This is a genomic window from Bacillus paranthracis, from assembly GCF_024296885.1.
Classification (GTDB): domain Bacteria; phylum Bacillota; class Bacilli; order Bacillales; family Bacillaceae_G; genus Bacillus_A; species Bacillus_A paranthracis.
Genome location: NZ_CP101135.1, coordinates 5,123,097 through 5,149,362 on the forward strand (window position 1 = coordinate 5,123,097; position 26,266 = coordinate 5,149,362).

General features: G+C 36.5%; 29 protein-coding genes. 11 read left to right on the plus strand and 18 right to left on the minus strand.

What is annotated here, in order from left to right; all coding sequences use genetic code 11:
* Window positions 1-54: 54 nt before the first annotated feature.
* Window positions 55-2,106 (plus strand): transglycosylase domain-containing protein, encoded by a 2,052-nt coding sequence (locus NLJ82_RS26510; RefSeq protein ID WP_000372985.1) that lies wholly within the window; start codon window positions 55-57, stop codon window positions 2,104-2,106.
* 129 nt (window positions 2,107-2,235) lie between these two features.
* Here the strand turns inward: NLJ82_RS26510 and NLJ82_RS26515 are convergent, their stop codons facing one another.
* Both NLJ82_RS26515 and NLJ82_RS26520 read right to left on the minus strand, forming a co-directional pair.
* A complete protein-coding gene (locus NLJ82_RS26515; protein ID WP_000136688.1) occupies window positions 2,236-2,745 on the minus strand; it encodes a YwhD family protein in 510 nt (169 codons plus the stop codon).
* A 25-nt stretch (window positions 2,746-2,770) separates the two neighbouring features.
* The gene (locus NLJ82_RS26520) at window positions 2,771-3,445 is read right to left on the minus strand and encodes a site-2 protease family protein (RefSeq protein ID WP_000372461.1); all 675 of its coding nucleotides are present in this window, start codon (window positions 3,443-3,445) and stop codon (window positions 2,771-2,773) included.
* Window positions 3,446-3,556: 111 nt separating this feature from the next.
* On the opposite strand from NLJ82_RS26520, the gene thmT reads away from it, so the two are divergent.
* The gene (gene thmT / locus NLJ82_RS26525; protein WP_001147171.1) at window positions 3,557-3,742 is read left to right on the plus strand and encodes a 2-hydroxymuconate tautomerase; all 186 of its coding nucleotides are present in this window, start codon (window positions 3,557-3,559) and stop codon (window positions 3,740-3,742) included.
* Window positions 3,743-3,781: 39 nt separating this feature from the next.
* Here thmT and NLJ82_RS26530 read toward each other — a convergent pair whose 3' ends face one another.
* From NLJ82_RS26530 to NLJ82_RS26555, 6 genes are all read right to left on the minus strand, one after another.
* Window positions 3,782-5,086, minus strand: coding sequence for an HD domain-containing protein (locus NLJ82_RS26530; protein WP_000262739.1), 1,305 nt, complete (start codon window positions 5,084-5,086; stop codon window positions 3,782-3,784).
* Window positions 5,087-5,232: 146 nt separating this feature from the next.
* The gene (locus NLJ82_RS26535; protein WP_000787743.1) at window positions 5,233-6,177 is read right to left on the minus strand and encodes an ABC transporter substrate-binding protein; all 945 of its coding nucleotides are present in this window, start codon (window positions 6,175-6,177) and stop codon (window positions 5,233-5,235) included.
* Between the two features lie 191 nt (window positions 6,178-6,368).
* Window positions 6,369-7,181, minus strand: a complete 813-nt coding sequence (locus NLJ82_RS26540) for an ABC transporter ATP-binding protein (RefSeq protein ID WP_000212060.1) — start codon at window positions 7,179-7,181, stop codon at window positions 6,369-6,371.
* Window positions 7,182-7,196: 15 nt separating this feature from the next.
* A complete protein-coding gene (locus tag NLJ82_RS26545; RefSeq protein WP_001260776.1) occupies window positions 7,197-8,213 on the minus strand; it encodes a FecCD family ABC transporter permease in 1,017 nt (338 codons plus the stop codon).
* Window positions 8,210-9,265: a FecCD family ABC transporter permease gene (locus NLJ82_RS26550; RefSeq protein ID WP_000388276.1), complete on the minus strand. Its 1,056-nt coding sequence runs from the start codon at window positions 9,263-9,265 to the stop codon at window positions 8,210-8,212. The genes NLJ82_RS26545 and NLJ82_RS26550 overlap by 4 nt, the downstream gene beginning before the upstream one ends.
* A gap of 318 nt (window positions 9,266-9,583) precedes the next feature.
* Complete coding sequence (locus NLJ82_RS26555) at window positions 9,584-9,808, minus strand: YuzB family protein (RefSeq protein ID WP_000526077.1); 225 nt, start codon at window positions 9,806-9,808, stop codon at window positions 9,584-9,586.
* Between the two features lie 387 nt (window positions 9,809-10,195).
* Between NLJ82_RS26555 and NLJ82_RS26560 the strand changes: the two genes are divergently transcribed.
* Complete coding sequence (locus NLJ82_RS26560; RefSeq protein ID WP_000868375.1) at window positions 10,196-10,888, plus strand: RsfA family transcriptional regulator; 693 nt, start codon at window positions 10,196-10,198, stop codon at window positions 10,886-10,888.
* A 28-nt stretch (window positions 10,889-10,916) separates the two neighbouring features.
* Here NLJ82_RS26560 and NLJ82_RS26565 read toward each other — a convergent pair whose 3' ends face one another.
* Entirely contained in the window at window positions 10,917-11,507 is a 591-nt protein-coding gene (locus NLJ82_RS26565) for a lipoprotein BA_5634 family protein (RefSeq protein WP_000800129.1), read from the minus strand.
* A gap of 176 nt (window positions 11,508-11,683) precedes the next feature.
* Here NLJ82_RS26565 and lipL point away from each other — a divergent pair, with 176 nt between their 5' ends.
* Window positions 11,684-12,529, plus strand: coding sequence for an octanoyl-[GcvH]:protein N-octanoyltransferase (gene lipL, locus NLJ82_RS26570; RefSeq protein ID WP_000071927.1), 846 nt, complete (start codon window positions 11,684-11,686; stop codon window positions 12,527-12,529).
* A 48-nt stretch (window positions 12,530-12,577) separates the two neighbouring features.
* Here the strand turns inward: lipL and pta are convergent, their stop codons facing one another.
* Window positions 12,578-13,549 (minus strand): phosphate acetyltransferase, encoded by a 972-nt coding sequence (gene pta / locus NLJ82_RS26575; protein WP_000067214.1) that lies wholly within the window; start codon window positions 13,547-13,549, stop codon window positions 12,578-12,580.
* A 254-nt stretch (window positions 13,550-13,803) separates the two neighbouring features.
* Between pta and hemQ the strand changes: the two genes are divergently transcribed.
* The 4 genes from hemQ to gerQ all read left to right on the plus strand — a co-directional run bounded on the left by hemQ (window position 13,804) and on the right by gerQ (window position 17,073).
* On the plus strand, window positions 13,804-14,547 hold the full coding sequence (hemQ, locus tag NLJ82_RS26580; protein ID WP_001287585.1) for a hydrogen peroxide-dependent heme synthase: 744 nt from the start codon (window positions 13,804-13,806) through the stop codon (window positions 14,545-14,547).
* Between the two features lie 196 nt (window positions 14,548-14,743).
* Window positions 14,744-16,021 (plus strand): serine hydrolase, encoded by a 1,278-nt coding sequence (locus NLJ82_RS26585; protein ID WP_002092566.1) that lies wholly within the window; start codon window positions 14,744-14,746, stop codon window positions 16,019-16,021.
* 173 nt (window positions 16,022-16,194) lie between these two features.
* Window positions 16,195-16,617 (plus strand): cell wall hydrolase CwlJ, encoded by a 423-nt coding sequence (gene cwlJ / locus NLJ82_RS26590; RefSeq protein WP_000538165.1) that lies wholly within the window; start codon window positions 16,195-16,197, stop codon window positions 16,615-16,617.
* Between the two features lie 27 nt (window positions 16,618-16,644).
* Complete coding sequence (gene gerQ, locus NLJ82_RS26595) at window positions 16,645-17,073, plus strand: spore coat protein GerQ (RefSeq protein ID WP_000068648.1); 429 nt, start codon at window positions 16,645-16,647, stop codon at window positions 17,071-17,073.
* A gap of 30 nt (window positions 17,074-17,103) precedes the next feature.
* Here gerQ and NLJ82_RS26600 read toward each other — a convergent pair whose 3' ends face one another.
* From NLJ82_RS26600 to NLJ82_RS26610, 3 genes are all read right to left on the minus strand, one after another.
* A complete protein-coding gene (locus NLJ82_RS26600) occupies window positions 17,104-17,472 on the minus strand; it encodes a DUF423 domain-containing protein (RefSeq protein ID WP_000688322.1) in 369 nt (122 codons plus the stop codon).
* A gap of 64 nt (window positions 17,473-17,536) precedes the next feature.
* Window positions 17,537-17,821 (minus strand): YwdI family protein, encoded by a 285-nt coding sequence (locus NLJ82_RS26605; protein ID WP_001167357.1) that lies wholly within the window; start codon window positions 17,819-17,821, stop codon window positions 17,537-17,539.
* Between the two features lie 6 nt (window positions 17,822-17,827).
* Window positions 17,828-18,820 carry a potassium channel family protein gene (locus tag NLJ82_RS26610; RefSeq protein ID WP_000994002.1) on the minus strand — a complete coding sequence of 331 codons (993 nt, stop codon included), beginning with the start codon at window positions 18,818-18,820 and terminating at the stop codon, window positions 17,828-17,830.
* Window positions 18,821-18,915: 95 nt separating this feature from the next.
* Between NLJ82_RS26610 and NLJ82_RS26615 the strand changes: the two genes are divergently transcribed.
* The 3 genes from NLJ82_RS26615 (at window position 18,916) to NLJ82_RS26625 (ending at window position 21,751) form a co-directional block, all read left to right on the plus strand.
* On the plus strand, window positions 18,916-20,199 hold the full coding sequence (locus tag NLJ82_RS26615; RefSeq protein WP_000847023.1) for a purine/pyrimidine permease: 1,284 nt from the start codon (window positions 18,916-18,918) through the stop codon (window positions 20,197-20,199).
* A 225-nt stretch (window positions 20,200-20,424) separates the two neighbouring features.
* Window positions 20,425-21,246 (plus strand): Cof-type HAD-IIB family hydrolase, encoded by an 822-nt coding sequence (locus NLJ82_RS26620; protein WP_061185276.1) that lies wholly within the window; start codon window positions 20,425-20,427, stop codon window positions 21,244-21,246.
* 211 nt (window positions 21,247-21,457) lie between these two features.
* Window positions 21,458-21,751 (plus strand): DUF3817 domain-containing protein, encoded by a 294-nt coding sequence (locus tag NLJ82_RS26625; RefSeq protein WP_000953390.1) that lies wholly within the window; start codon window positions 21,458-21,460, stop codon window positions 21,749-21,751.
* A gap of 38 nt (window positions 21,752-21,789) precedes the next feature.
* Here the strand turns inward: NLJ82_RS26625 and NLJ82_RS26630 are convergent, their stop codons facing one another.
* From NLJ82_RS26630 to NLJ82_RS26650, 5 genes are read right to left on the minus strand one after another with little or no spacing between them, the layout of a single operon-like run.
* On the minus strand, window positions 21,790-22,467 hold the full coding sequence (locus NLJ82_RS26630) for a uracil-DNA glycosylase (protein ID WP_000432535.1): 678 nt from the start codon (window positions 22,465-22,467) through the stop codon (window positions 21,790-21,792).
* Window positions 22,468-22,486: 19 nt separating this feature from the next.
* Window positions 22,487-23,479, minus strand: a complete 993-nt coding sequence (locus tag NLJ82_RS26635; RefSeq protein WP_001206492.1) for a DUF2705 family protein — start codon at window positions 23,477-23,479, stop codon at window positions 22,487-22,489.
* Window positions 23,472-24,389, minus strand: coding sequence for an ABC transporter ATP-binding protein (locus NLJ82_RS26640; protein WP_000207715.1), 918 nt, complete (start codon window positions 24,387-24,389; stop codon window positions 23,472-23,474). The genes NLJ82_RS26635 and NLJ82_RS26640 overlap by 8 nt, the downstream gene beginning before the upstream one ends.
* Complete coding sequence (locus tag NLJ82_RS26645; protein ID WP_123805778.1) at window positions 24,386-25,267, minus strand: SGNH/GDSL hydrolase family protein; 882 nt, start codon at window positions 25,265-25,267, stop codon at window positions 24,386-24,388. The genes NLJ82_RS26640 and NLJ82_RS26645 overlap by 4 nt, the downstream gene beginning before the upstream one ends.
* Window positions 25,268-25,277: 10 nt before the next feature.
* A complete protein-coding gene (locus tag NLJ82_RS26650; protein ID WP_000181968.1) occupies window positions 25,278-26,255 on the minus strand; it encodes a LacI family DNA-binding transcriptional regulator in 978 nt (325 codons plus the stop codon).
* Window positions 26,256-26,266 lie beyond the last annotated feature (11 nt).

Here is a 26,266-nt window from a genome sequence, read left to right on the forward strand (position 1 = left end):
GAAAACCCTCAATACTAATACAATAATGTTTGTATGAATGAGGGGCTGAAAAAGATGGATCAAACTATGAATCCAAAACTTAAAAAATATAAACGTCTTTTCTTCACCGTAATGTTTTCTTCTGTTCTTTTTTTCGTTTTTTCCTTTTTTGTTATTATTATAGTTGCAAAAATTATGGGACCTCCTCCTGTCGCTGTCCCGCAAACAAGTGTCTTTTATGCTAATGATGACACTGTTATAGGACAAAGTAATGAGGTACAAAAACGATACAATGTATCTCTCAAGGAAATTTCTCCTTACGTAAAAGAGGCAACACTTTCTATCGAAGATCAAAGATTCTACAAACATCATGGCTTCGATATGAAGCGTATCGCTGGTGCCATTGTTGCTGATTTAAAAGCGATGGCAAAAGTCCAAGGCGCTAGTACGATTACACAACAGTATGCCCGTAACCTATACTTAGATCATGATAAAACGTGGAAACGTAAACTATTAGAAGCAATGTACACAATCCGTCTTGAAGTGAATTATAATAAAAATCATATTTTAGAAGGATATTTAAATACAATTTATTACGGGCATGGTGCTTATGGAATCGAAGCTGCGTCCCGTCTATATTTTGATAAAACAGCAAAAGAATTAACATTAGCGGAAGCTAGTATGCTCGCGGGTATACCAAAAGGACCTAGTGTCTACTCTCCCTTTTTAAAAAAAGATCGTGCGAAAGAACGACAATCTCTTATATTAGATGAAATGGTAGAACAAGGCTATATTACGAAGAAACAAGCAGCTTCAGCAAAGAAAGAATCACTAACTTTCGCTTCATTAGATACGAAAAAAGTCGCAGAGGTTGCGCCTTATTTCCAAGATGCTGTACAAGCTTCTCTTCTTCGCGATGTCGGATTAGATGAGCAAGCCTTACAAAAAGGCGGCTTGCGTATTTATACAACGCTAGACCCGAAATTACAATCAGTTGCAGAACAAGCTGTAAAAGACCACATACCTGACACGACAAACATACAAACTGCGCTCGTCTCTATGAATCCAAAAACAGGGGAAGTAGCTGCCCTTGTTGGTGGAACTGACTATAATACAAGTCAATTTAACAGGGCTACACAGGCCGCTCGCCAGCCTGGATCTACATTTAAGCCATTTCTATATTATGCGGCATTAGAACGAGGATTCACCCCTGCTACGCGCTTAAAAAGCGAATACACCGTGTTCACTTTAGGTGACGGTGTTTCAAAGTATAAACCGAAAAACTATAAAGACTATTATGCAGACGATTTTGTAACAATGGCGCAAGCTCTTGCGGTCTCTGATAACATATATGCCGTGAAGACCAATTTATTTTTAGGCGAAGACATTCTTACAAAAACGGCGAAGCAATTCGGCATTAAAAGTGCATTAAAAGATGTCCCTTCCCTCGCGCTCGGTACATCTCCTGTAAAACCAATTGAAATGGTTAACGCTTATAGCATGTTCGCAAACGGTGGAAGAGAAGTAAAACCTATTTTCATTCGCCGCATTATGGATCATGAAGGAAATATTTTATACGATGCTCATTTGGAGAGTAAACAAGTTCTTGATAAGAGCAAAGCATTTGTGATGGAAGAAATGATGACAGGCATGTTTAATAAAAAACTAAGTAGTTATGCTGCTGTAACTGGTCAATCGATGTTATCTAAACTATCAAGAACCTATGCCGGAAAATCTGGTTCTACTGAAACAGATAGTTGGATGATTGGGTTTACCCCGCAACTCGTAACTGGCGTATGGGTTGGATATGATCAACCTAAATCAATTTCAAACGTAGCAGAACAAGGCTATGCGAAAAGAATATGGACTGATACGATGGAGAAAGGCTTAGATGGACAACCTAAAAAAGAGTTTAAACAACCAAGTGACGTCGTTGCAGTCGATATTAACCCTGAAAACGGGAAAATCGCTACAAAAAATTGCCCAATTTCAGTGAAAATGTATTTTGCAAAAGGTACAGAACCAACTGAATATTGTATGGATCACGTTGATGATAAAGAGGAATTTGAAAAGACAACTGAAGAAAAGAAAAAAACAAGTTGGTGGAAAAAATATCTTCCTTGGTAGAATATCAAGCTATTTCACTGAACGTGGAATAGCCTCCTAGTCGAATCGTTGATATATTTTCATACAACAAGCCAAAATAAAAAGGATGTCTCACTAGTCAACAATCGACTAGTGAGACATCCTTTTCTTTTATTCACTTAATAATGCACGGCGCAATTCTTCGCTAGACTCGTTCCAAATCGCTTCATTATGTTCTTTTAAGAATGTACCAAGTACTTTTTTAGATGATTCGTCCATATGTTCAACCATAATGTGACGCTTCAATGATTTATCCATTTTGTTTACGTGCTCTGGAAGTGACTTATATCCGCGGCGAATTTCACGGTCAACTGTCATTTCACAAGCTGTTACGCCTGCGTAATACGCACCTGTTGCTGTTCTTTCAATCGTTACCCATACAAGCCAGTATGGTTTTCCGTTTGGAACTTCATCTTTATTTGTTAAAAACTTAATACCTTTTTCTACTGTACTACGTGCATGCATCGCACCGATATCAACAAATGCTGTTTTCTCTAGTACATCGACAAATACAGGTGAAATGTTTTCTAGACTTAATGCCCCAACGCCAAAACCACCATGTCCATCTGTTGAATCATTTTTCACGATATTAAAACCGATTTTTTTCTTTTTCTCTGTCATATGTAAATTCCTCCTCACTTAATGATTATAAAAGGCCAAAGATAGGCGCAATAATACTGTTTAAAAATGCAAATACGTATGGAATGACAACATTAAAAATAGGTTGGATTGTGTAATTGCTAAGCGGTGTAATAACTAGAATTAATAAAGCAATTGCCCCGTATTTTTCATACTGTGTCATTTTCGCACGAATATTTGTTGGTGCTAAATCCTCCACTACGCGATATCCATCAAGTGGCGGGATTGGTAATAAGTTAAAGACAAGTAACACGATATTCAACATAATAAAAATCTGGAAAAATTGAGCTAGCGTATCTGCTACTGCAAATGGAATTGAGTCTAATACACCAAATGTTAATAAGCTATACCAAATAATTAAACCGATTGCGCTTAAAATTAAGTTACTAATCGGTCCTGCAATTGAAACTAATATACCTGCAAGACGAGGTCTTTTAAAGTTATATGGGTTAACAGGAACTGGTCTCGCCCAACCAAAACCAAGAATTAATACAGCAATCATCCCGATAGGATCTAAATGTGCCATCGGCGATAAAGTTAAGCGCCCTTGTCTCTTTGCTGTATCGTCTCCAAATTTATATGCTACATATGCATGCGCAAATTCATGCACTGATAATGCGATAATAATGGCCATTGCTACCAAAGGAATTTGGTGCAACGGGTATCTAAATAACTGATCCATATTTCATCTCCTCTTCCATATGTCAAAAAAGAAATTATTTGTTTTTTCGATTGTTCTTCCACATAATCCGCTATAATAAGAGTGTAACTTACATAAAAGGAGCGATTATATATGCCATACGTAACAGTGAAAATGCTAGAAGGACGCACAGAGGAACAAAAGAAAGCTCTTGCTGAGAAAGTAACAGCAGCAGTAAGCGAAACAACTGGTGCTCCTGAAGAAAACATCGTTGTTTTCATCGAAGAAATGTCTAAAAACCATTATGCAGTTGGCGGAAAACGCTTAAGCGACAAATAATTTCAAGTTTTTTCATAAGAAGCAGCCATTAGCTGCTTCTTATTTTTTTCCTTCGAGTAACTCGATGATTCTCTCTTTATATTTTCCTTTTCTTCCATCTTCATAGATTAAATCATGCGGGTAGAATAGCTTTTGATCCCTTCTCTTCTTACCAGTAATCGCCTCAACAATATCCGATTCACGTGAAAGCTCTCTAAGCTCTCCATTTGGCATAAGAAGTAAGATTGGCAGACGTTCTTCTTCTTCACCAGCACGGTAAAAGTCGTACGGTAAGTCTGATGTTGAATCAACTACTAAATAGTATTCTGGATCGAGTCCAATCTTTTTAAATAAGCTACTTAATTCCATCCAATTATCTAAACCGTGCTTATCTGTAAACTCTACATATTTAAATAGGTTTCGATTCATAAAACGACGGCATAAATCACTTAAAATTGGATCCTCTTCGTCTTGCCATACTTGGAAGTAATAATACATAACGTTCTCGTCTAACTTTAAATAATCCTCTACTGTTACTTCTTCTTCAAATAAAGAATAGAAATGAACCGGATGATTTTTAAATGTATAGTACTTCTCGTGCAATGATTTTGCACGGTGTAAAATCTTCGTTAAAATAACTTCAGCACTGCGCGTTACTGGATGGAAATATACTTGCCAGTACATTTGATAACGACTCATAATATAATGTTCAACAGCATGCATACCACTATTTTTAATAACTACTTGATTTCCGTACGGACGCATAACGCGCAGTATACGTTCCATATCAAAGTTTCCATACTTTACGCCAGTGAAATACGCATCTCTTAATAAATAGTCCATGCGATCTGCATCAATTTGACTGGAAATCATGCTAATCGCTAATTTATTAGTAGATGTTTTCGCAATTACATCGGCTACCTTTTGTGGGAAATCTTTATCCACACGACTTAATACACGATTAATTTCCGTATCTCCAACGATAATCTTTTGCGTAAATTTCTCATGGTCTAATGAAAATACTTTTTCAAACGAATGAGAAAACGGACCGTGACCGACATCATGAAGTAATGCCGCACATAAGCATAACAATCTATCTTCAGCATTCCAATTCGGTCTGCCATCAAACACATCATCAATCATACGACGAATAATTTCATATACACCTAACGAATGAGTAAAGCGACTATGCTCTGCACCGTGAAATGTAAAAAATGTCGTTCCAAGCTGCTTAATACGGCGCAAGCGTTGAAATTCTTTCGTTCCGATTAAATCCCAAATAACACGATCGCGCACGTGCACATATTTATGTACCGGGTCTTTAAACACTTTTGTTTCGCTGAGTTTGTCGTTTAAATATACCACTTTCCGACATCCCCCTTTCTTTACTGCATTCTTACTATATATTATAAACGAAATAGGAAACAGAAAGAAATGAAAGACTATATTAATTGCCCTTATATAAAGAAAAAATCACTTTTACCGGGGTAAAAGTGATCTCTTTTTATATATTATTTCCCTAAAACGAACTCAGCAACTTCATCTAAGATCATTTCTTTACCTAGTGGGAAGTAACCTTTGTTTAATTCTTCGTTTTTAATTGTAAATACGTGGTTGTTTTTAACAGCGTTCATATTTTTCCAAATTGATTCTTCTTGGAATTCTTTTAGGCGCTGAGAACCGTCACCAGTCGTAAATACGAATAAGTAATCTGGGTTGTAATCGATTAAAGCTTCTTTTTGTACTTGTACTAACGGTTTATCAGTTGGTGTACCTTTAACTGCTGGTAATTTTAAATCATTAAAGATTACACTACCGTAACCGTAGTCACCGTATACGCGGAAAGCGTTTGGATATGCAGCCATTTTCATGAATTTAGCATCGCCAGTTTTCGCAACGATTTTGTCATGTAATTTGCTTGCTTTTTCGTCATACTGTTTGAACCATTCTTTTGTTTCTTTCTCTTTACCGAAGATTTGACCTACTTCTTCGAATTTTGGACGCCATTGGTCTAATGGAGTTTTTAACATAACTGTTGGTGCAATTTTAGATAATTGATCATAAATCTTTTCTTGACGATTATTTACAAGAATTAAGTCTGGTTTTGCAGCAGCTACTGCTTCGATGTTAATTTTATCTCCCCAAGCAGAACCAACTGGTTTTACGTCTTTTAATTTCTTTTCAATATGTGCATCAATTTTTTCTTGAGATGTATTAGCAGTAATAATTGGTTTCATACCAAAGATTAATAATTCTTCTGTTGAACCACTAAGGTCAGCAATTTTCTTGGGATTTGCAGGGATTTTAATTTCCCCTTTTGCATGTTGTACAGTGCGCTCTTCAGTCTTCGCATCCTTCGCATCTGCTTTCTTCTCTTCTTTGTTAGAACAAGCTGCAAATAGTACAGAAGTAACGACTAGTACCATTGCTAATAACGCCATTTTAAAATTCTTCATGTTCCCACTCCTTCTAGCTGTATTTCTCTTATAAGTTACAGTGAACTATAAGAAACAAGGTTAACAATTAATAAATATATATTGATTAATTGTTGCTTATGCCCCCGTTCTAACGGGTGTTCAACTTCCTATTTACTAATAAGAAGCTCAACGTCCATTAGAAGCCCCCCTCTTTACGAGGGGGATTCTACTTATGCTTTTTTACGCAATTGATTACTAATCATCGCTAAATCATACGTTAAACAAATTGGCTTACAGTTTACTGGACATGGAACAATTTGAGCTTCAATCTCAAATACATTACGAAGTGTTTCACTCGTCATCACTTCATCTGGCGTTCCTTGTTTCATTAACTTACCAGCTTTTAATGCAATCATATGATCTGAGAAACGAGAAGCATGGTTTAAGTCATGGATAACCATAACAATCGTTCTACCTTCTTCTTCATTTAACTTTTTCAATAAGTTTAATACTTCTAATTGATGAGCCATATCTAAGTACGTTGTCGGTTCATCTAATACGAGTAATTCTGTCCCTTGTGCAAGAGCCATCGCAATCCATACGCGTTGACGTTGCCCACCTGATAATGCCTCTGCTGGACGATTTGCGAATTCTGTCATTCCCGTCACTTCAAGTGCCCAATGAATGTAGCGATAATCCTCTTCTTTCAACGTTCCAAATCCTTTTTGATGAGGAAAGCGTCCATATGAAACGAGTTCAAATACAGTAAGGCCAGTTGGTACTTCTGCAGTCTGTGGTAAAATTGCCATTTTCTTTGCGATTTCTTTCGTTGGTTGTTTCTCGATTGCTTTTCCGTCAAGATAAACAGTACCTTTTTTTGCTTTCAAAATACGAGAAGCCGTTTTTAATAATGTGGACTTTCCACAACCATTTGGTCCAATAATTGTTGTAATTTTCCCTTCCGGAATTTCAACTGTTAATCCATCAATAATTAACCCTTCATTATAGCCAACAGATACCGCATCAACTGCTAAAGTTGCCATACAAAAAGCCTCCCTTTACTTTGTCCTCATAAGTAAGTATATAAAATACGGTGCACCAATTACAGAAATAACAAGACCGACCGGTATTTCTGAAGTTGGTAACACACTTCTTGAAATTACGTCTGCGAATAAAAGTAAAAACGTTCCTATTAGTGCAGCTGTAGGCAGCATAATTTGATGTTTCCCACCAACAAGGCGCCTCGCTAAATGGGGAGCCATTAAACCGATAAAACCAATTCCTCCGGCAACAGCGACAGATGCACCTGCTAAACAAACTGCAATAAATAATAATTTACGTCTTTCCTTTTCTACGTTTACACCAAGACCAACTGCTGTAGAGTCGCCTAGGTTCATTACATTTAGTATGTGTGCTTTACTAATAGCTAGTGGCAAGAAAATAACCATCCATGGAAGGACACTTAGCACGAACTTCCAATCTGTGCCCCAAAGACTTCCTGCTAACCAAATCGTAGCAAAGCGGAAATCGTTAGATGTCATCTTCATAGAAAAAATTAAACTAACAGCACCAAACCCGGCTGCAACAGCGATACCCACAAGTATCAATCGAGTAGATGAAACGCCGTCTTTCCATGCTAGTAAATAAATAATAACAGCTGCTAATATCGCTCCAACTAGTGCGAAGAACGGAAGAATGAATACAGATAAAAATGTACCAGTTCCTACTTTCCCGAAGAAAAAGTAGACAAAGATAACAACTGTTAATCCCGCTCCAGCGTTAATACCGATAATACCTGGATCAGCAAGTGGATTTCGTGATAACCCTTGCAAGATCGCACCTGACATAGCTAAAGCAGATCCAACTAATATAGCAATGACCATACGCGGCATACGGAATTCAAATAAAATAACAGACTGATCTTCAGCCCCGAGTCCAACCAATGACTTTAATACGTCCATTGGCGGTATTTTAAATGTCCCTGTATTTAAACTCACTAAAAATACAGTAACGATTAATCCTACTAAAATTGTTAAAACCGAAACGTTCTTTTTTGTTAAGACACTTGTCCTCACATTTTTCCTCTCCCTTCGTTACGTGCTAAGTAGAGGAAGAATGGAACCCCAATTAGCGCTGTAATTGCTCCAATTGGCGTTTCAAACGGCGGATTAATAACGCGAGATAACATATCTGCACATTCAATTAACAGCCCGCCTAAGACCGCAGAACATGGAATAACCCATCTATAGTCTGAGCCTACAAGGAAACGAGTCATATGTGGGATGACAAGACCAACAAATCCAACCGATCCTGCCATAGAAACTGCCGAACCTGTTAACACAAGAACAAGTACTGTCCCGATAAATTTAATTAATGTCGTATTTTGACCAAGTCCAATCGCAATTTCTTCACCGAAGCTTAAAATTGTAATATACCTCGACATCATAATTGCAATGAAGAGACAAACTAGACCAATCGGTACTAACATATTAATACTTTCCCATTTCACTCCAGCAACTCCGCCTGCATTCCACATACTTACCTCTTGGGCAAGATTGAAATATAGCGCAATTCCAGATGAAATGGCCCCTAATAAAGCACTAATCGCGGCACCCGCTAAAGCTAATTTCACAGGCGTTAATCCACCTGGTGAAGAAGATCCAATTCCATATACAATGCTCGCTCCAAACGCAGCACCAATAAAAGATGCGATAACGAACATTAAATAAGGTGAATTAGGGAAGAATGCATACATAATTGCAATTCCAAACACAGCCCCATCTGTAATCCCCATTAACGATGGTGATGCAAGTGGATTTCGCGTCATACCTTGCATAATTGCTCCTGATACCGCTAAAAAGGCACCTGCTACTACGCCCCCTATTGCTCTAGGCATGCGAAGTTCTTGAATTACATTATGATGCGTAATAGAACCGTCAAACTGAAATACAGCTTGCCATACAGTCTTTAAACTAATATCTGCAGCACCAAACGAAATAGACAGTGCCATGCTTAAAGCTAACAAAATTGTACCTGCTACTAAAATAATAGAGGCAATGAGCGGCCTGCTCTTAATCTCTTTAACATTCACATCTTGCTGTTCTATACTCCTTGCGCTCGCTTCCATCCCTCAACCATCCTAACCAACAACATATGTTTAATTTAATGAAATGAAATTTATTCTCAAATAGCAATAAAAAAATTAAATGAATCGGCCCTTTTCTGATAATGATTCTCAGAATCAGACACCTTCTATTCTACCTATCGCTTCAAAAGACTGTCAACCATTATTTTGAAATACAAATTCATATAGGCCGAGACCTTAATAAATAGATAATGCCTATCTGTCATGAACTATTATCATCACCAGTTAAGCTTTCTCAGAATAGATTCTTCCTCTTATGGGCATAAAAAAAGAAGAGTAATCTGTTCACTCTTCTTTTCCTTACTTATTTAACTTTGCCTCAATTTTTACAATTAATTCGTCTTCTGTTGGCGCTGCAACTGGACGATTATTTACAAATGCGAATGATTTTTTACGGCCAGGGCCACAGTAAGACTGACATCCAACTTCAATCGTTGCACATGAATCTACTTTTTTTAGCTTTGGAATCAGCGTTTTAACGTTCGTTGCCTGACAATCATCACACACACGAAATTCGTTTCCCATTATATAACACTTCCTCTATTTTAAACTTTTCTCAAGTACATTTAAAAATAAACACTAAATGGTATTTTACCGCTCTTTGAAGCTCGTTGCAAGTTTCCTTTCGACGCTCTTTCCACATATAATGCTACATATGTATATGTTTTCCTACAGCAGCTTCCGTCATTCTTGGCAAAATTTATCCCGCTTTAATGGGCAGTAAGATCCCCACCTTAAAATTCAGCGAAAGCAAAGAAGTTAGGTAGGGGATGAAGAACCTCCCCACTGATGAAAGTTTCACTTTATACCTCTCATCGAAATCTACCATATTTTTAAAAGCTTTGTATAAAAGCTCACTTTTTTGCCCATTATAAAAATAGGAAGTTCATAAAAAGAAAGGGAGTTGAATCTATGAAAGTAAGACAAGATGCTTGGACGGATGAGGATGATTTATTACTTGCTGAAACTGTACTTCGTCACGTTCGAGAAGGAAGTACCCAATTAAATGCATTTGAAGAAGTAGGAGACAGATTAAATCGTACATCGGCTGCCTGTGGTTTCCGTTGGAATGCTGTTGTTCGCTATAGCTATGAACAAGCTCTTCAACTAGCAAAAAAACATCGTAAAGATAAAATGCGTGCTGCAAGTGGTGAACAAGCGAAAAAACGTTTACTTTATACACCACCAGCTTCAGATTCGATAACTAATTATGAAGAGTTCGTACAAGAGGAATCAATTGTACAATATAAAGAAGCTACTCCATATCAAGAAACTACCGTTCCTACTGCAAAAGGCTCTATGACAATGCAAGATGTTATTTATTTTTTACAAACAGTCGGATCTTCAAATATAAAAGTGACAGCTCTTGAAAACGAGAATACGAGATTGAAACAAGAAATTAAATCACAAATCCTTCGAAATGAAGAACTAGAAAAGAAACTGGAAAAATTAGAAAAACAATCTCATACTGTACAAGAAGATTACGAAACACTTATGAACATTATGAACCGCGCTCGTAAGTTGGCAGTCATGGATGAAGAAGAACGTTCTCAAACATCTTTCCGAATGGATCGAAATGGTAATTTAGAAAAAATTGCAGAGTAAAAAGGATGCATTACATGCATCCTTTTTGTTATTTCACTTCAACCATATGTGCTTCTTCTACTTTAGAATCCCTCTTTATATCTGGGAAAATCTTTTCCTTTGGATTCTCTTTAAAGGATGCTAAACCAATTGTTTTTACCGGTTCACTTATTTTTGCATATTCTGCATCACTAACAACTGCATACATATCTGTATATTTACGCGCATCACCAATTACTACATTGCCTTCGTACTTCATTTTCTTTCCATCAATTACTACATCTTTTTGTTCCTCTTTAGCAAATACAATTCCAGCTTCATCAGAAATGGCCGGCAATGCTTTAATAGGTTCTACATCTTCTTTCACTACTTTTTTCAGCATGTTTTCCTTTACCATCTTCTCAGCCGTTGTTTTATTCATGATTAAAACCTTTTTCTCATTAACAGTACCTAGTTTAGCTTCAAATTTATTTTGAGATTCAATTTTATCTTTATATTGATCCATTGTTTGTTGAACGCCTGTTTCATCTCCGTACATAACAACACCCGTTGCTTGTGGTGCAATCATATCCATAATAGAACAGCCACTAAATACAGCAGCTGACATAATCGCTACGATTCCTAATTTAACATTTTTCATTTGTATGCCTCCTAAAATCAATAATTACATCTCTTAGTTTAGCCATCTTAGATCATTTAACCAATTCGCTTTCCTTACAACAACCTTACAATTCAGTAAGGTTTTCTCTTAAAAACTACTTTCATTATTTTTTGCTATAATAAAGATTGTCATTTTAAAGATAAGGGGTTAGTTATATGAGCAATTCCCGTTCCATTTTATCTCAGCCAGAGTGGCGTATTGTAGATCAGTCTAGTTTAGGACCAACATTCCATGCACTTCAATCATTCGCAATGGATGATACATTATGCACAAGCATTGGAAAGGGCGAATCAGCTGCAACAATGCGCTCTTGGGTTCATCACAATACAATTGTTCTTGGCATTCAAGATTCACGCCTACCACACTTAGAAGAAGGTATTTCCTTTTTAAAAGAAAACGACTTCAATGTTATCGTTCGTAATTCTGGCGGGCTTGCAGTCGTACTTGATGAAGGTGTGTTAAACGTATCACTTTTATTCCAAGAGACGGAAAAAGGTATCGATATTGATCTTGGATACGATACAATGTGGCATTTAATTCAGGAAATGTTAAAGGATTACGATGTTACAATTGAGGCAAAAGAAATCGTTGGTTCTTACTGCCCTGGTAGCTACGATTTAAGTATTCGCGACCAAAAATTTGCTGGTATTTCACAGCGCCGTATTCGCGGTGGTGTCGCTGTCCAAATTTATCTCTGTGCTACAGGAAGTGGCTCTGAACGTGCCGCACTTGTTCGTGATTTCTACAACCTAGCCATTCAAGGAGAAGAAACACGCTTTACTTATCCTGAAATTGTACCGAGTACGATGGCTTCACTTTCAGAATTACTTGGCGAAACCATTACAGTACAAGATTTAATGATGCGCCTTTTAAAAACATTGCAGCAATTCGCTCCAAAGTTAACACCATCTCAATTAACAATAGATGAAATACCTTTATATGAGACGAATTTACAACGTATTATTGATCGTAACAATAAAGCACTTGGCTTAGAAAAATAAAGACCGTCGCTATTTTAGCGACGGTCTTTATTTCAATTCGTTATAGAATTAAAGTGCTTGAGCTGCTGTAATTAAAGCTAACTTGTACACTTCTTCTTCGTTACATCCACGAGATAGGTCGTTTACAGGCATGTTTAAACCTTGTAAGATTGGTCCTACCGCTTCGAAGTTACCTAAACGTTGAGCGATTTTGTAGCCGATATTACCAGCTTCTAAGCTTGGGAATACGAATACGTTAGCATCACCTTTAATTGTAGAACCTGGAGCTTTTTTCTCAGCTACAGATGGTACGAATGCAGCATCGAATTGGAATTCTCCATCTAGAGCTAATTCTGGAGCCATTTCTTTTGCAATGCGAGTTGCTTCTACAACTTTTTCTGTTTCTGGAGATTTCGCAGAACCTTTTGTAGAGAAGCTTAACATAGCAACGCGTGGATCAATGCCGAATAATTCAGCAGTTTTTGCACTTTCGATACCAATTTCAGCTAAATCTTGGCTATTTGGTGCAATGTTAATTGCACAATCAGCAAATACATATTTCTCTTCCTCACGTACCATAATGAATACGCCAGAAGTTTTTGTAACGCCTGGTTTTGTTTTAATGATTTGAAGTGCTGGACGAACTGTATCAGCTGTAGAGTGAGCTGCACCACTTACTAAACCGTGTGCTTTACCCATGTATACAAGCATTGTACCGAAGTAGTTTTCGTCTTTAAGGATTTTGCGAGCGTCTTCTTCAGTTGCTTTACCTTTACGGCGTTCAACGAAAGATGCTACCATTGCATCCATTTCTTCGTATGTAGCTGGATCGTAAATATCAACGCCTGCTAATGTTAAATTCATGCTAGCAGCTTTTGCGCTAATTTCTTCTTTATTACCAACTAAGATTGGTTTTACTAACTCTTCTTTTGCTAAACGCTCTGCAGCGCCTAAAATTCTTTCATCAGTTCCTTCAGGAAGTACGATAGAAATGCCTTTTCCTTGAACTTTTTCTTTTACTGTTGTAAATAAGTTGCTCACGAATAAACCCTCCTACATATGTTAAAAAACTCTATCTTTAAGAATACTTCTTTTCCTCTATATTTTAAACTTATAGCTCCCAAAAAATAGATAAAATAAAAATGATTATATTTTCATAAAATTCAGCCGTTAAATTCACCTTGCTTAAACACTTAAATGTGACAATTTTATGCGCCAAGGTTTTATATAGATGATTTTAAAACTATATATGCTATAGTTAACGTGTAAAACTATCATTAACTGAGGTGAATAGAATGAGTGAAGCAACAACAACGTTAGATGGCTGGTATTGTTTACATGATTTACGTTCTATTGATTGGGCTGCATGGAAAACATTATCTAGCGACGAACGCGGACAAGCTGTGTCTGAATTTTTAAATGTCGTTGAAAAATGGAACGACGTAGCTGCTGCAAAAAAGGGCAGTCACGCAATGTATACAGTTGTTGGCCAAAAAGCTGATATTATGCTTATGATTTTACGTCCAACAATGGAAGAGTTAAATGAAATTGAAACAGAATTGAATAAAACAACTTTAGCTGAATATATGGTTCCTGCATACTCTTACGTATCTGTTGTTGAACTAAGCAACTACCTTCCAGCTGATGAAGATCCATACCAAAATCCACAAATCTTAGCTCGCTTATATCCTGAGTTACCGAAAGCAAATCATATTTGCTTCTATCCAATGGACAAGCGTCGACAAGGTGATGACAACTGGTACATGCTTCCAATGGAGGAACGTAAGAAAATGATGTACAGTCATAGTAAAATTGGTCGCCAGTATGCAGGTAAAGTACGCCAAGTTATTTCAGGATCTGTTGGATTCGACGATTTTGAGTGGGGCGTAACATTATTCGCTGACGATGTTCTTCAATTTAAAAAGCTTATATATGAAATGCGCTTCGATGAAGTAAGTGCTCGTTATGGTGAATTCGGAACATTTTTCGTCGGAAACATTTTACCAGACGAAAAGGTAGAGAAATTTTTACACATATAAATCGTGAAAAAGGAACGAAATTCGTTCCTTTTTTTATTCCCCTCTATATTTCTCCTCAAAAAACTTCTTTTTTCCGCAAATTTGAACAAAAATCGACAAATCCCTTTTAAATACCTTACAAAATTGTAACCTTTCTATATCCAAATTTATGCTAAAATGGTACGAGCTATATGCTAATAACGATGCGAAGGTGATAATGTATATGAAGAAAATCTTTTCTATTTTACTAGTGTTTCTATTGTCAATTTCTTCCTTAGGAGTAACAACATCCCATGCGGAAGAAAAAATACACATTGAGGCAGCTGCTGCACTTCTATTTGATGCAGATACAGGAAAAATACTGCATGAACAAAATCCAGATGAATTACTAGCTATCGCTAGTATGTCAAAATTAATTGTTGTTTATGCCGTGTTAGAAGCAATTAAAGAAGGAAAAATCACTTGGGATACAAAGGTAAATGTTTCCGATTACGCTTATGAAGTTTCACGTAATAATGAATTCTCTAACGTGCCGTTCGAAAAAGGACGTCAATATACTGTAAGAGAACTATATCATTCTATCGTTATCTTCTCTGCAAACGGATCTAGTATTGCCTTAGCAGAACTTCTTGCAGGAAGTGAGAAAAACTTCTTAAATCTTGCAAATGAACATGCAAAAAAACTAGGGTTAAAGAAATATAAATTTGTAAACGCTACTGGTTTAAATAACGCTGACTTAAAAGGAAAACATCCTGAGGGTACTAATCCAAATGCAGAAAACTCTATGTCAGCTCGCGATATGGGTATACTTTCAAAAGCAATGATTACAAAGTATCCAGAAATGCTAGAGGATACAAAACAAAGATTTAGAAACTTCCCAGATAATCATCCGAAACCAATTCGTATGGAAAACTGGAACTGGATGTTACCAGGAGCTGCTTTCGCTTATGAAGGTACTGATGGTTTAAAAACCGGAAGTTCTGATACAGCTGGATACGGATTTACTATTACTGCTAAACGTGGTGATGTACGTCTTATTTCGGTTATTATTAAAACAAAATCAATGGACGAGCGCTTCACAGAATCTCGTGAGTTAATCGAATACGGGTTTAATAACTTCGAAAAACAAAAACTAAAGGTCGATAAAAACAATACACTCTCTGTAGTACAAGGGAAAGAAGATCAAGTAACTGTTGCACCGGAAAAAGAAATAACTGTAATTGCAAAAAAAGGTAGCAAAGACCCTTATAAAATTGGAACTGAAGTAGATAAATCTCTTGCTGAAGATGGTCATTTAATTGCTCCTATTAAGAAAGATGCAAAAGTAGGATCGATTACTTTAGAATCAACCGATAAATACGGTTTCTTAGACGGTAGTAAAAGTATGAAAGTTACTGCAAAAACGACAGAAGAAGTTGAAAAAGCAAATTGGTTTGTATTAACAATGCGCTCTATCGGTGATTTCTTCTCAAACTTATGGTCTAAAGTTTTTTAATAAAAAAGCTGGCTCACGCTAGCTTTTTTTATTTTCCACTCTCCATGTAAAACTTTGTTTGGTTGTCATATCTGAGTCCTTTTTCTCATACGTATGAACTAGTAATTGTTACACACTTCATCTAGACATAAACCTCTTTCCACAAGGTATTCCAAAAAGAGAGGTGACACATAATGGGCGTTATCGCGTATAACGAAGAAGATGTAAAGTTATTAGCTAGACTGATGCGTGCTGAAGCTGAAGGTGAAGGACAACAGGGGATGTTAATGGTCGGAAACGTTGGAGTAAATCGTGTCCGCGGGAATTGTTTAGACTTTAAAAATATTCGTAATTTACGTCAAATGGTGTATCAAAATCCTGGTGGTTTTGAGGCAACTCAAAAAGGTTATTTTTATCAACGTGCAAGGGAACAAGATATCGCATTAGCAAGGCGAACGATTCAAGGACAACGTTTTTGGCCTGCAAATTTTGCCTTATGGTTTTTTAGGCCTGAAGGTGCATGTCCACCAACTTGGTATAATCAGCAAAACTCTGGTCGCTTCAAAAAGCACTGCTTCTTCCAGCCAAATGCTGGGGATTGCCCTAGCATATATTAAGGAATGAAAACAAGGAGGGATTTTTGAATGGCACAGCAACAAAATCCGTATTACGGAACAGGTTTCTATCAACCATCTGGAACTTACGTACAACCGCAACAAATGACCCCACAGCAACAGCAACAGCAGCAAGCAATGCAACAACAAGCTGCGCAAGCTCAATATGCTGTTTCTCAAGGCATGTTACCTCTAGAACAGTCATATATTGAAAATATTCTTCGCTTGAACAAGGGCAAGCAAGCCACAGTTGTAATGACTTATGAGCGTGGTAGTTCACTCGGTACACAATCCTATACGGGTATTATCGAAGCGGCTGGTCGTGATCATATCGTAATTAGTGAGCCACAATCAGGGAAACGTTATTTATTATTAATGATTTACTTAGATTATGTAGAATTCCCAGAAGAAATTACGTATTTGCCTAGTCAACAAGCAACTTATGCTCCAAGACCATAAAAAAAGCTGGCGTATGCCAGCTTTTGTTTTTTATAATCCTTTTACAACTGCAGTTCCAACTAAGATCCATGCCACAATAAACGCTACACCACCAAGAGGTGTAATTGGACCAAAGAACTTAATACCTGTTGTACTTAATGCATACAGACTACCCGAGAACATAATGATCCCAGCTACCATAAGCCAACCAGCAGTAGTTAAGAGTGATGATTGAATTTTATCCATCAATAAAGCAACTACAAATAGTCCACCTGCATGAAACATTTGATATGTAACACCTGTTTTCCAAACCTCTAACATTTTTGCAGAAACTTTATTTTCTAAACCGTGTGCTCCGAAAGCCCCTAACGCAACAGATAGCCCCGCTGCAATACAACCTAGTAAAAAGAAAATTTTCATCTTAATTCCCCTTTTTTACTTTTATCATAAGCAATTTTTTCATATAAGCCAAACGATTTATCCTCTAAAAATCAAATAAAGAATTACCATTTGCATCACTTTCTTTTATATATACTGGCTCATTAGAAACCGGTGCAATTGGTTGCATCGTGATTGGTTGTGATCCAATTATTTGTGATTGAACTTGTGGCTCTCTATACGTAGAAGATTCAACTTGCTCATCTAATAATAAATCACATAAAGCACGCACAACTAATACATGTTCTTTTGATTTTTGTCCTTCACTACTTTTTGCCTTTGCAATTTCATTCGCCATTTTATTTAAAATCTTATCGCTTGATATTTGCATCCCTTATCACCTCATACTTTGTAGTTCTTTCTCAAATTGTCCCAGCTTCTCTACTGAACCAAATACTATTATCATATCATGTTCTTGCAACTTTTCCTGCCCCGTTGGATTATGTATAACATTCCCATTTCTCAAAATCGCTAAAATTGTTACATCAAATTGATTTCTAACATCACTCTCTAATAATGATTTATTAGTTAAAATAGAGCCCTTACCTACTGCAATTTCTTCAATTACAAATGACTGCTCCACGCCATACAGTACTGTATCAATATAATGAACTGTTAACGGATTCGCAATACCTTTTGCAATATGAATCCCTGCCATACTAGATGGATTAATCACCTTATTTGCACCAGCCCTCTTTAATTTGTCTTCGGTTTCTGGTTTTTCTGCTCTTGCCACAATTTTAATTGCATCGTTTAATCCTCTTGCAGTTAACGTAATAAATACATTTTCAGCGTCATTTGCTACGATAGCAACTAAACCAGCTGCCTTTGAAATCCCAGCATGTTGTAACACTTGGTCTTCTGTTGCATCTCCATGTACATATAAAAGCTTTTCCTTCTCTAATATGCTTTCATCCTTATCCACGACGACAAATGGAATTTTCTTTTCTTGCAATTCATGTACAACTTGAAGCCCTACTCTACCGCAACCACATACGATAATATGATTTTGTAACTGTGCTATTTGTTTATCCATCTTCTTCCTCCGTACTGCATGAAATAGGTTCCCTTCAATAATCATAGCTGCCACTACACCGATTGCATACGTAACGATACCGACTCCAATCGGTATGATAAGGAGCGCAAAAACTTTTCCTGCCTGTGTTACAGGAATGGCATCTCCGTATCCAACCGTTAATACAGTAATCATCGTCATCCAAAATGCTTGAAACAAACTAATCTCTTCAATCGTCATAAATCCTAGCGTTCCTAAAATTACAACAAAAGTCATACATATAACTGCTATCCATAATTGCTTACGTGCATTCATATCATGTTTCAACTCTTTTCTCTATCTACAATCTTTGCCAGTGGAAATGAAATACATATATACTAGATACGGAATCTATGAAAGAGGTTGATATAATGAAAACATTTCTTTCCGCCTTACAATGGGCACTATTTATTTTAGCTGGGAGTCTTATTGTACCAATTAGCGTCGCAACTAGTTATGGTCTTGATGGCGCTGAAGCTATCGCATTCGTACAAAGAACATTATTTGTTCTAGGCTTTGCTGGTCTCTTACAAGCTATATTTGGGCATAAACTTCCTATTCAAGAAGGTCCTGCTGGCCTTTGGTGGGGAATTTTCTCCCTATATGCAAGTTTAGGTGTCGTATTATTTGGATCAAACAATGAGACACTTAAAGTTCTTCAATATGCTTTCTTATTAAGCGGTATCATTTGTATTATTCTTAGCGTTTTTGGACTTATTGATAAACTCGTTCGCTATTTTACACCGACAGTCATTGGAACGTACTTATTTCTTCTTGTTGCACAACTTAGTGGTTCCTTCTTAAAAGGAATGTTCGGCCTGGATGGAAAACATACAGAAGTACAACCTAACGTATTTATTCTTTCACTCATTGTTATTTTACTATCCTTTTTCATCATGAAGCTACCTATTATCGGACAATATTCTGTTCTTTTCAGTATCGTTTGCGGCTGGATATTATTCGCATGCTTTGGATTATCCAATCCAATAACACCAGTGACAGACATAATCCGTTTTCCATCCTTATTTGTTTTCGGAATGCCTCGTGTTGAATGGAACATGGTAATTACGGTCATTTTCGTTACACTCTTACTTCTAACAAATATGTTAGCAAGTATTCGCGTTGTACAAAAGGTTGTCTCTAAATATGAAGAAAATGCTGCATCAGATCGTTTTAAACAGGCCGGTATTATAACAGGAATCAATCAATTACTAGGCGGCCTGTTTTCGGCTATCGGACCTGTCGCTATTTCTGGATCAGCAGGTTTTATTGCAACGACTAATATTTATAAACGCCTCCCATTTATATTAGGGTCAAGCTTTATTATTGTCGTTAGTATATTCCCAAAGATCACTTCATTCTTTGCGGCAATCCCAGTTGCAGTTGGTTATGCTGCCATTTATCCTGTATTTGCAAGCATGATCGGTCTCGCCTTTCGAGAATACGAAACAGTACAGGATAAAGAACGATTATTTAAAGTAGCAGGTCTGTCAATCTTCACAGGAATTGGGGTTATGTTCGTTCCAGCAGGAGCATATTCCACGCTTCCACCATTTCTAGCTTCATTCCTAAGTAATGGTCTCGTTCTTGGGGCTGTAATGGCAATCTTACTAGAAATACTATTTTCTCGTTCGACAATAAAACAAGTATCGTAAATTGGAAAACTTCCATTATTGCACTCTACCTTTAGAGTTGTTACGATAAAATAAACATTTAATCATTGGGGTTTTGTCCATCCCCAATGATTATTAATTAATATGATGAGAAAAACACTCATAAAAATGAATCTACTTCTTTTTAAAGAGGTTCGATGTCTTACTATTATTTCTTACATCTCCATGAACATATATTTGATTTAAATAAAGAAGGGAATTTTCAATATGACTTATAAAATGATTGTTTTAGATTTAGATGATACTTTATTACGTGACGACCATACTATTTCACCTCGTACGAAAGAAGCTCTAATGACTGCACAAGAACAAGGTGTAAAAGTTGTACTTGCTTCCGGGCGTCCAACATTCGCAATGCGTGCAATCGCAAAAGAACTACATTTAGAAAAGTATGGTAGCTTCATCCTTTCGTTTAACGGTGCAAAAATTATTAACTGTAAAACAGATGAAGAATTATTCAGTAGTACGTTATCTCCTGAAATCGTTCACAGTTTATACGATATTAGTAAAGAAGAAGACGTCTGGATCCACACATACATTGGCGACGATATTATTACTGAAAAAAATAACTCTTATACAGAAATTGAAGGTCAAATTACAGGTATGCCAATTGTAGAAGTAACTAACTTGAAGGAAGCTGTGCAACAACCAGTTGTAAAAGTATTAATGGTAGAAAATCCAGAACACTTACAAATGGTAGAATCAAAGCTACAAAAACAACTAGAAGGACAATTAAGCGTTATGCGTTCTAAACCATTCTTCTTAGAATTTACTGAAGCCGGTGTTACAAAAGGAACGAGCTTAAACCAATTAATCCAAAAACTTGGCATTAAGCGCGAAGAAGTTATCGCAATGGGCGATAGCTATAACGATCAGGCGATGATTGAATTCGCCGGTCTTGGTGTTGCAATGGGCAATGCACCTGATGATATTAAGGAAATTGCAAACTATGTAACAGATACAAATATGAACGATGGTGTAGCAAAAGTTGTAGAGAAGTTCGTACTAAAAAAAGAAGCACTTGTTTAATATTTCCACTCATAAAACCTATTTGAAGTCAAACACTTCAAATAGGTTTTTATTTAAATTACCATGCTTTTGTGACTATATTTTGAACTTTGCACTATTCTCGTAGTGTAAACTTTCTTTTTGTATATAATGAAACAAAATAGACTATTTTATTTTAAAAAAGAATACAAATTTACTATAAACAAGCATACGTTAAGGGAGGCTATTTTACATGTTATCTACACCAATCGGACGATTAAGAGCAATTGGACTTATTGAGGGGATTTCTTTTCTACTACTATTATTTGTAGCAATGCCATTAAAATATTTCGCAGGATTTGCAACAGCTGTTAAAATTACAGGCATGGCTCACGGTGTTTTATTTATTTTATTTATCTTCGCAGTAATTCAAGTAACAATCGTACACCGTAAATCAATTTTATGGGCACTTGGGGCATTCGTTTCATCAGTTATCCCATTTGGCACGTTTGTACTAGATGCAAAATTAAAGAACGAGCAACAATAATGAAAAGGTAGTTAACGACTGTTAACTACCTTTTTTATTTACAAATTTGGAATTTCCCAATCAATTTCCCTCTCACCCATATTAGCTAAAATCGTATTTACTTTAGAGTATGGCTTACTTCCGAAGAAACCACGTCTTGCTGATAGTGGGCTTGGATGTACAGATTCGATAATGTGGTGCTTCGTATTTGTAATTAATTTTTTCTTCGCCTGTGCATGGCGTCCCCACAATATGAAAATAACTGGCTTTTCACGTTCATTTAATAGCTCAATTACGCGATCTGTGAAATGCTCCCATCCTTTTCCCTTATGAGAATTTGCTTCGCCTTGTCGAACTGTTAATACAGTATTTAGTAGTAATACTCCTTGCTCTGCCCATTTCACTAAATAACCGTTATTCGGAATGTCATACCCATATTCATCTCGAAGCTCTTTATACATATTTAACAATGACGGTGGCGTTTTAATACCGGGTTGCACAGAAAAGCTTAAACCATGCGCTTGATTCGGTCCATGATATGGATCTTGTCCTAAAATAACGACCTTTGTATTTTCATAACTTGTATACTCTAGAGCGTTAAAAATATCTTCTTTCTTTGGGTAAACAACATGTGTACTGTACTCTTCTTTCAAAAAATCAGCTAGCTTACGATAATATTCTTTCTCAAATTCTGGTGCCAATAATGGCCCCCAATCATTCTTTAAAACATTTTCCATACTGTCACTTCCTGTCTAATTAATTCACCATATCCTGTTTTGTAAATACTACGAACGAAATAATAAGGGAAACAACTGCCCAAACCGTTAAATTCATTAAAGAAAACTCCATCGATAAACCTTGTAATGCAGGTAGTTTTCCTGATAGATAATCTGTTAATGATAAATTCACACTAAAAATATATTTCGCACCTTCCCAAGATGTTGCGAACGAGCTTAAAATACCGCCTGCAATTAATGCAGCTAGCATAACGCCCATACCAGCTGGTGTATTACGAATTAAAACAGAGACCATAAATGATATAGTTCCGACAACGATAGCAACAAACCAAGCTAATCCATACGCCATCAAGATATATTGCCATTGCGGAATAAGATGTACAAAATTCGTATTTAACGTTTCCTTATCAATAACAAATCCAGTTAACACAGGTAAATTCCATCCCGAGTATCCAAATACAAGCCCTGATAATATGTATGCAAACACACCTACAAGGAGCAGTATGAGCGAAATGAAAAATAACATCGTTACGTATTTACTAAGGAGTATTTTCCAGCGCCTAATCGGCCGCGTAAGTAACATCTTCATCGTTCCATCACTTCGTTCTCCTGAAACAATATCAATGGCGACAATCATTACGAGAAGTGGAATAAATAATGTAATCCCTTGCTCAATAAACGCCCTTACAAAAGTTGGTGCGCCCGGTGCCATCGGATTAATATCATGATCTAAATAATATTGTTGCTGCTCAACTCTTACCTTTAACCAATCACGCCATTCTTCTGGCAACCTAGAATTGTTCAAACGGTTTTGAGAATCAACAATTTGTTGCTGCAGCGAAACTTTCCAATCCGTTGTACCTAGCCTTTTTTGTGTCGTTTCTATTTCACGATACTGCGCATACACGAAGAGCGGGATTAAGATTGCTAAAATAAGCATAACAACAAAAATACGCTTCTTACGATAAATCTTCTCCGATTCGTTTAAAACTAGATTCGCAAATTCACGCATGCTGCTCACCCCTTGTGAGTTCAATAAATAAATCTTCTAGCGTAAATACAAGTTCCTTAACACTATGTACATCTATCCCGTTTTCTACAAAATGTTTATTCCAATTACTTATAGATGCGATATTCATGCGGCATAGTAATCGATCACCTTCTATACTCACTTCTCTTACTTCCTCAGCATCTTCTAGCATATCTTTTGCCTTCCCAATCGGCGTAACAATCCATTCTACACGATCACTTGCTGTTTTAATTAACTCTTCAACCTTGGCAACTGTTATCATCTTTCCTTTATGAATAATAGCAACGCGATCGCATATCATTTGCACTTCACTTAGCAAATGACTTGAAATAAACACGCTCATATTTTCTTCTTTTACAAGCTTATGTATAAATTCCCTAAGTTCTCTAATCCCTGCTGGATCTAAACCATTCGTTGGCTCATCTAATATGAGCAATTTTGGATTCCCAAGGAGCGCCTGCGCAATTCCAAGTCGTTGTTTCATACCAAGTGAGTACGTTTTTACCTTGTCATGAATTCTTTCATCTAAATGAACCATTTCAGCAATTTCAATAATACGTTCATCTGATATATCACCTAACATACGAGCAAATTGCTTTAAATTTTCCCATCCCGTTAAATATGTATACAACTCTGGGTTTTCAACGATACTCCCAATTTGACGCATCGCTTCTCTAAAATTTTCCTTAATCGAATAACCACCGATAGAAATCGTACCTTCTGTCGCCTTAATTAATCCGACTAACATTCGAATGGTAGTCGTCTTTCCAGCACCATTTGGTCCTAAGAACCCGAACACTTCTCCTTGCTTTACATCAAAGGAAATATTCTCTACAAGAGTCTTCTTTCCAATTACCTTCTTCAAGTCTCGTACGGAAAGTATCGTCGTCATTTTACCCCTCCTTGTTCTAGTTTTAATTTACTTGCTACATTTTGAACTAATCGGTCCGCCATATATGTATACCCTACTTCATTCGGATGGAAATGATCGGAGTATAATAAATCTTTCCCACGGTTTTGGAATAAATCAAATGTTGGTGTAATATACACATTTTTATTATTTATCGCTAATTTTTCTAAAGATGCATTCCAGTCTACAACAATGTTTGAAGACCCCTTTAAATCTTCTACATCTTCAAAAGGATTATATAAACCTAGCCAAAAAATAGGGCTATCTGTATTTAATTTACGAATTTCTTCTATAATTTTCTTCGCTTCATTTTGGAATGTTTCTGTATCAGGACGATATGTTTCTAAATCTATCTTTCCAAGCGATTCCCAGCCTGGAAATAAATCATTTCCTCCAATCGTTAAAACAATTACATCTGCTTGTTTAATTGAATATTGAGCGCCACTACTTTCAATTTGTTTTAATAAATCAGGCATTTTTGCACCACTAACTGCTAAATTTGTTAATGCAATTTTTTGCTTATAATCTTTTTGTAAATCCTCTTTCATTCGCCCAACATAGCCAATTCCTTCTTTATCACCAACGCCACGCGTCAATGAATCACCTAAACTGACGATTTGTAACGTTCCCGTTTTCTTTTTCTCTTTTGCCACTACATCGGTCTTTTTAATTAAATTTGAAGCTTTCGGATTTAATACATCATTTACACCTGAAACAAAGCCATATGCAAATAAACAGAAAGATGCAATTGTAATGAGTAGAATTACTTTTACTACTTTTGATCTCATATCAAAACCCCTTTTAGCCCTCATAGATTGTCCATAATTATACCAAACGCAATTTTGAAAAGCGATTTTCATACCTTATCTATTATGTTGTTTCCCTTTGTACGAATTCTGGCAATAACTCTACGTGCTTTACATCTATTTGCTCATCATTAATCTTTTCATATAATAATTCAAATGCCTTCACGCCAACATTTTTACTAGAATATGAAATCGTCGTAATGCCTAAAATGTCTGCTACATCTTGATCATCACAACCGATAATCGTAACATCTTCTGGAATACGAATTCTTTGTTTTTTCGCCTCCGTTACCATTCCCGCTGCAATATGGTTACAAGATACAAGAAACGCAGTTGGCTTTACTGACATAGAGGCCCACTCCCTAATTACATTACGCCCATCTTCCACCGTAAAACAGCCTTCAAACTTCCAAGTTCCTATCGGTTTTTCAGCAATCTGTTGAAGTGAATCCGCATATGCTTGTTTTCTTCTCTGGCTATTAATGCTATTACTTCTTCCAATGCAATACCCAATACGTGTATGACCAGCATCTATTAAGTTTTTCATCCCTTGTGAAAACACTTTATAGTAATCAACATGTACACTTGAAATGCATTTTGAATCTATTTCTTCACACATAACAATCGGGCCGAATTTCGTATATTCTTCGAGCTTCTCCTTACTATTTGCCCGAGAACATATAATAACCCCATCAAGCTTTTTCATTTTTAACATATTCAAAATTTCTAATTCTCTTTCCTCGCTATAATTCGTCTGACAAAGCATCATATTATAATTATTCTTTGCTGTTTCCTTTGATATTCCCTCAATAATGGCACTATAATATTGATCATTAACGTGCGGTAATAAAACGCCAATTACATTCGTTTTTCCTTTCACTAAATGAATTGCATTCACATTTTGCGTATAGTTTAATTCTTCTATAATTGCTAAAATTTCTTTTCGCTTCTGCTCATTCACATATGGATGATTATTTAGTACACGTGAAACAGTTGAAACAGATACCCCAGCAAGTTCCGCAATCTTTCTTATATTCGTCATCTCATTTTCCC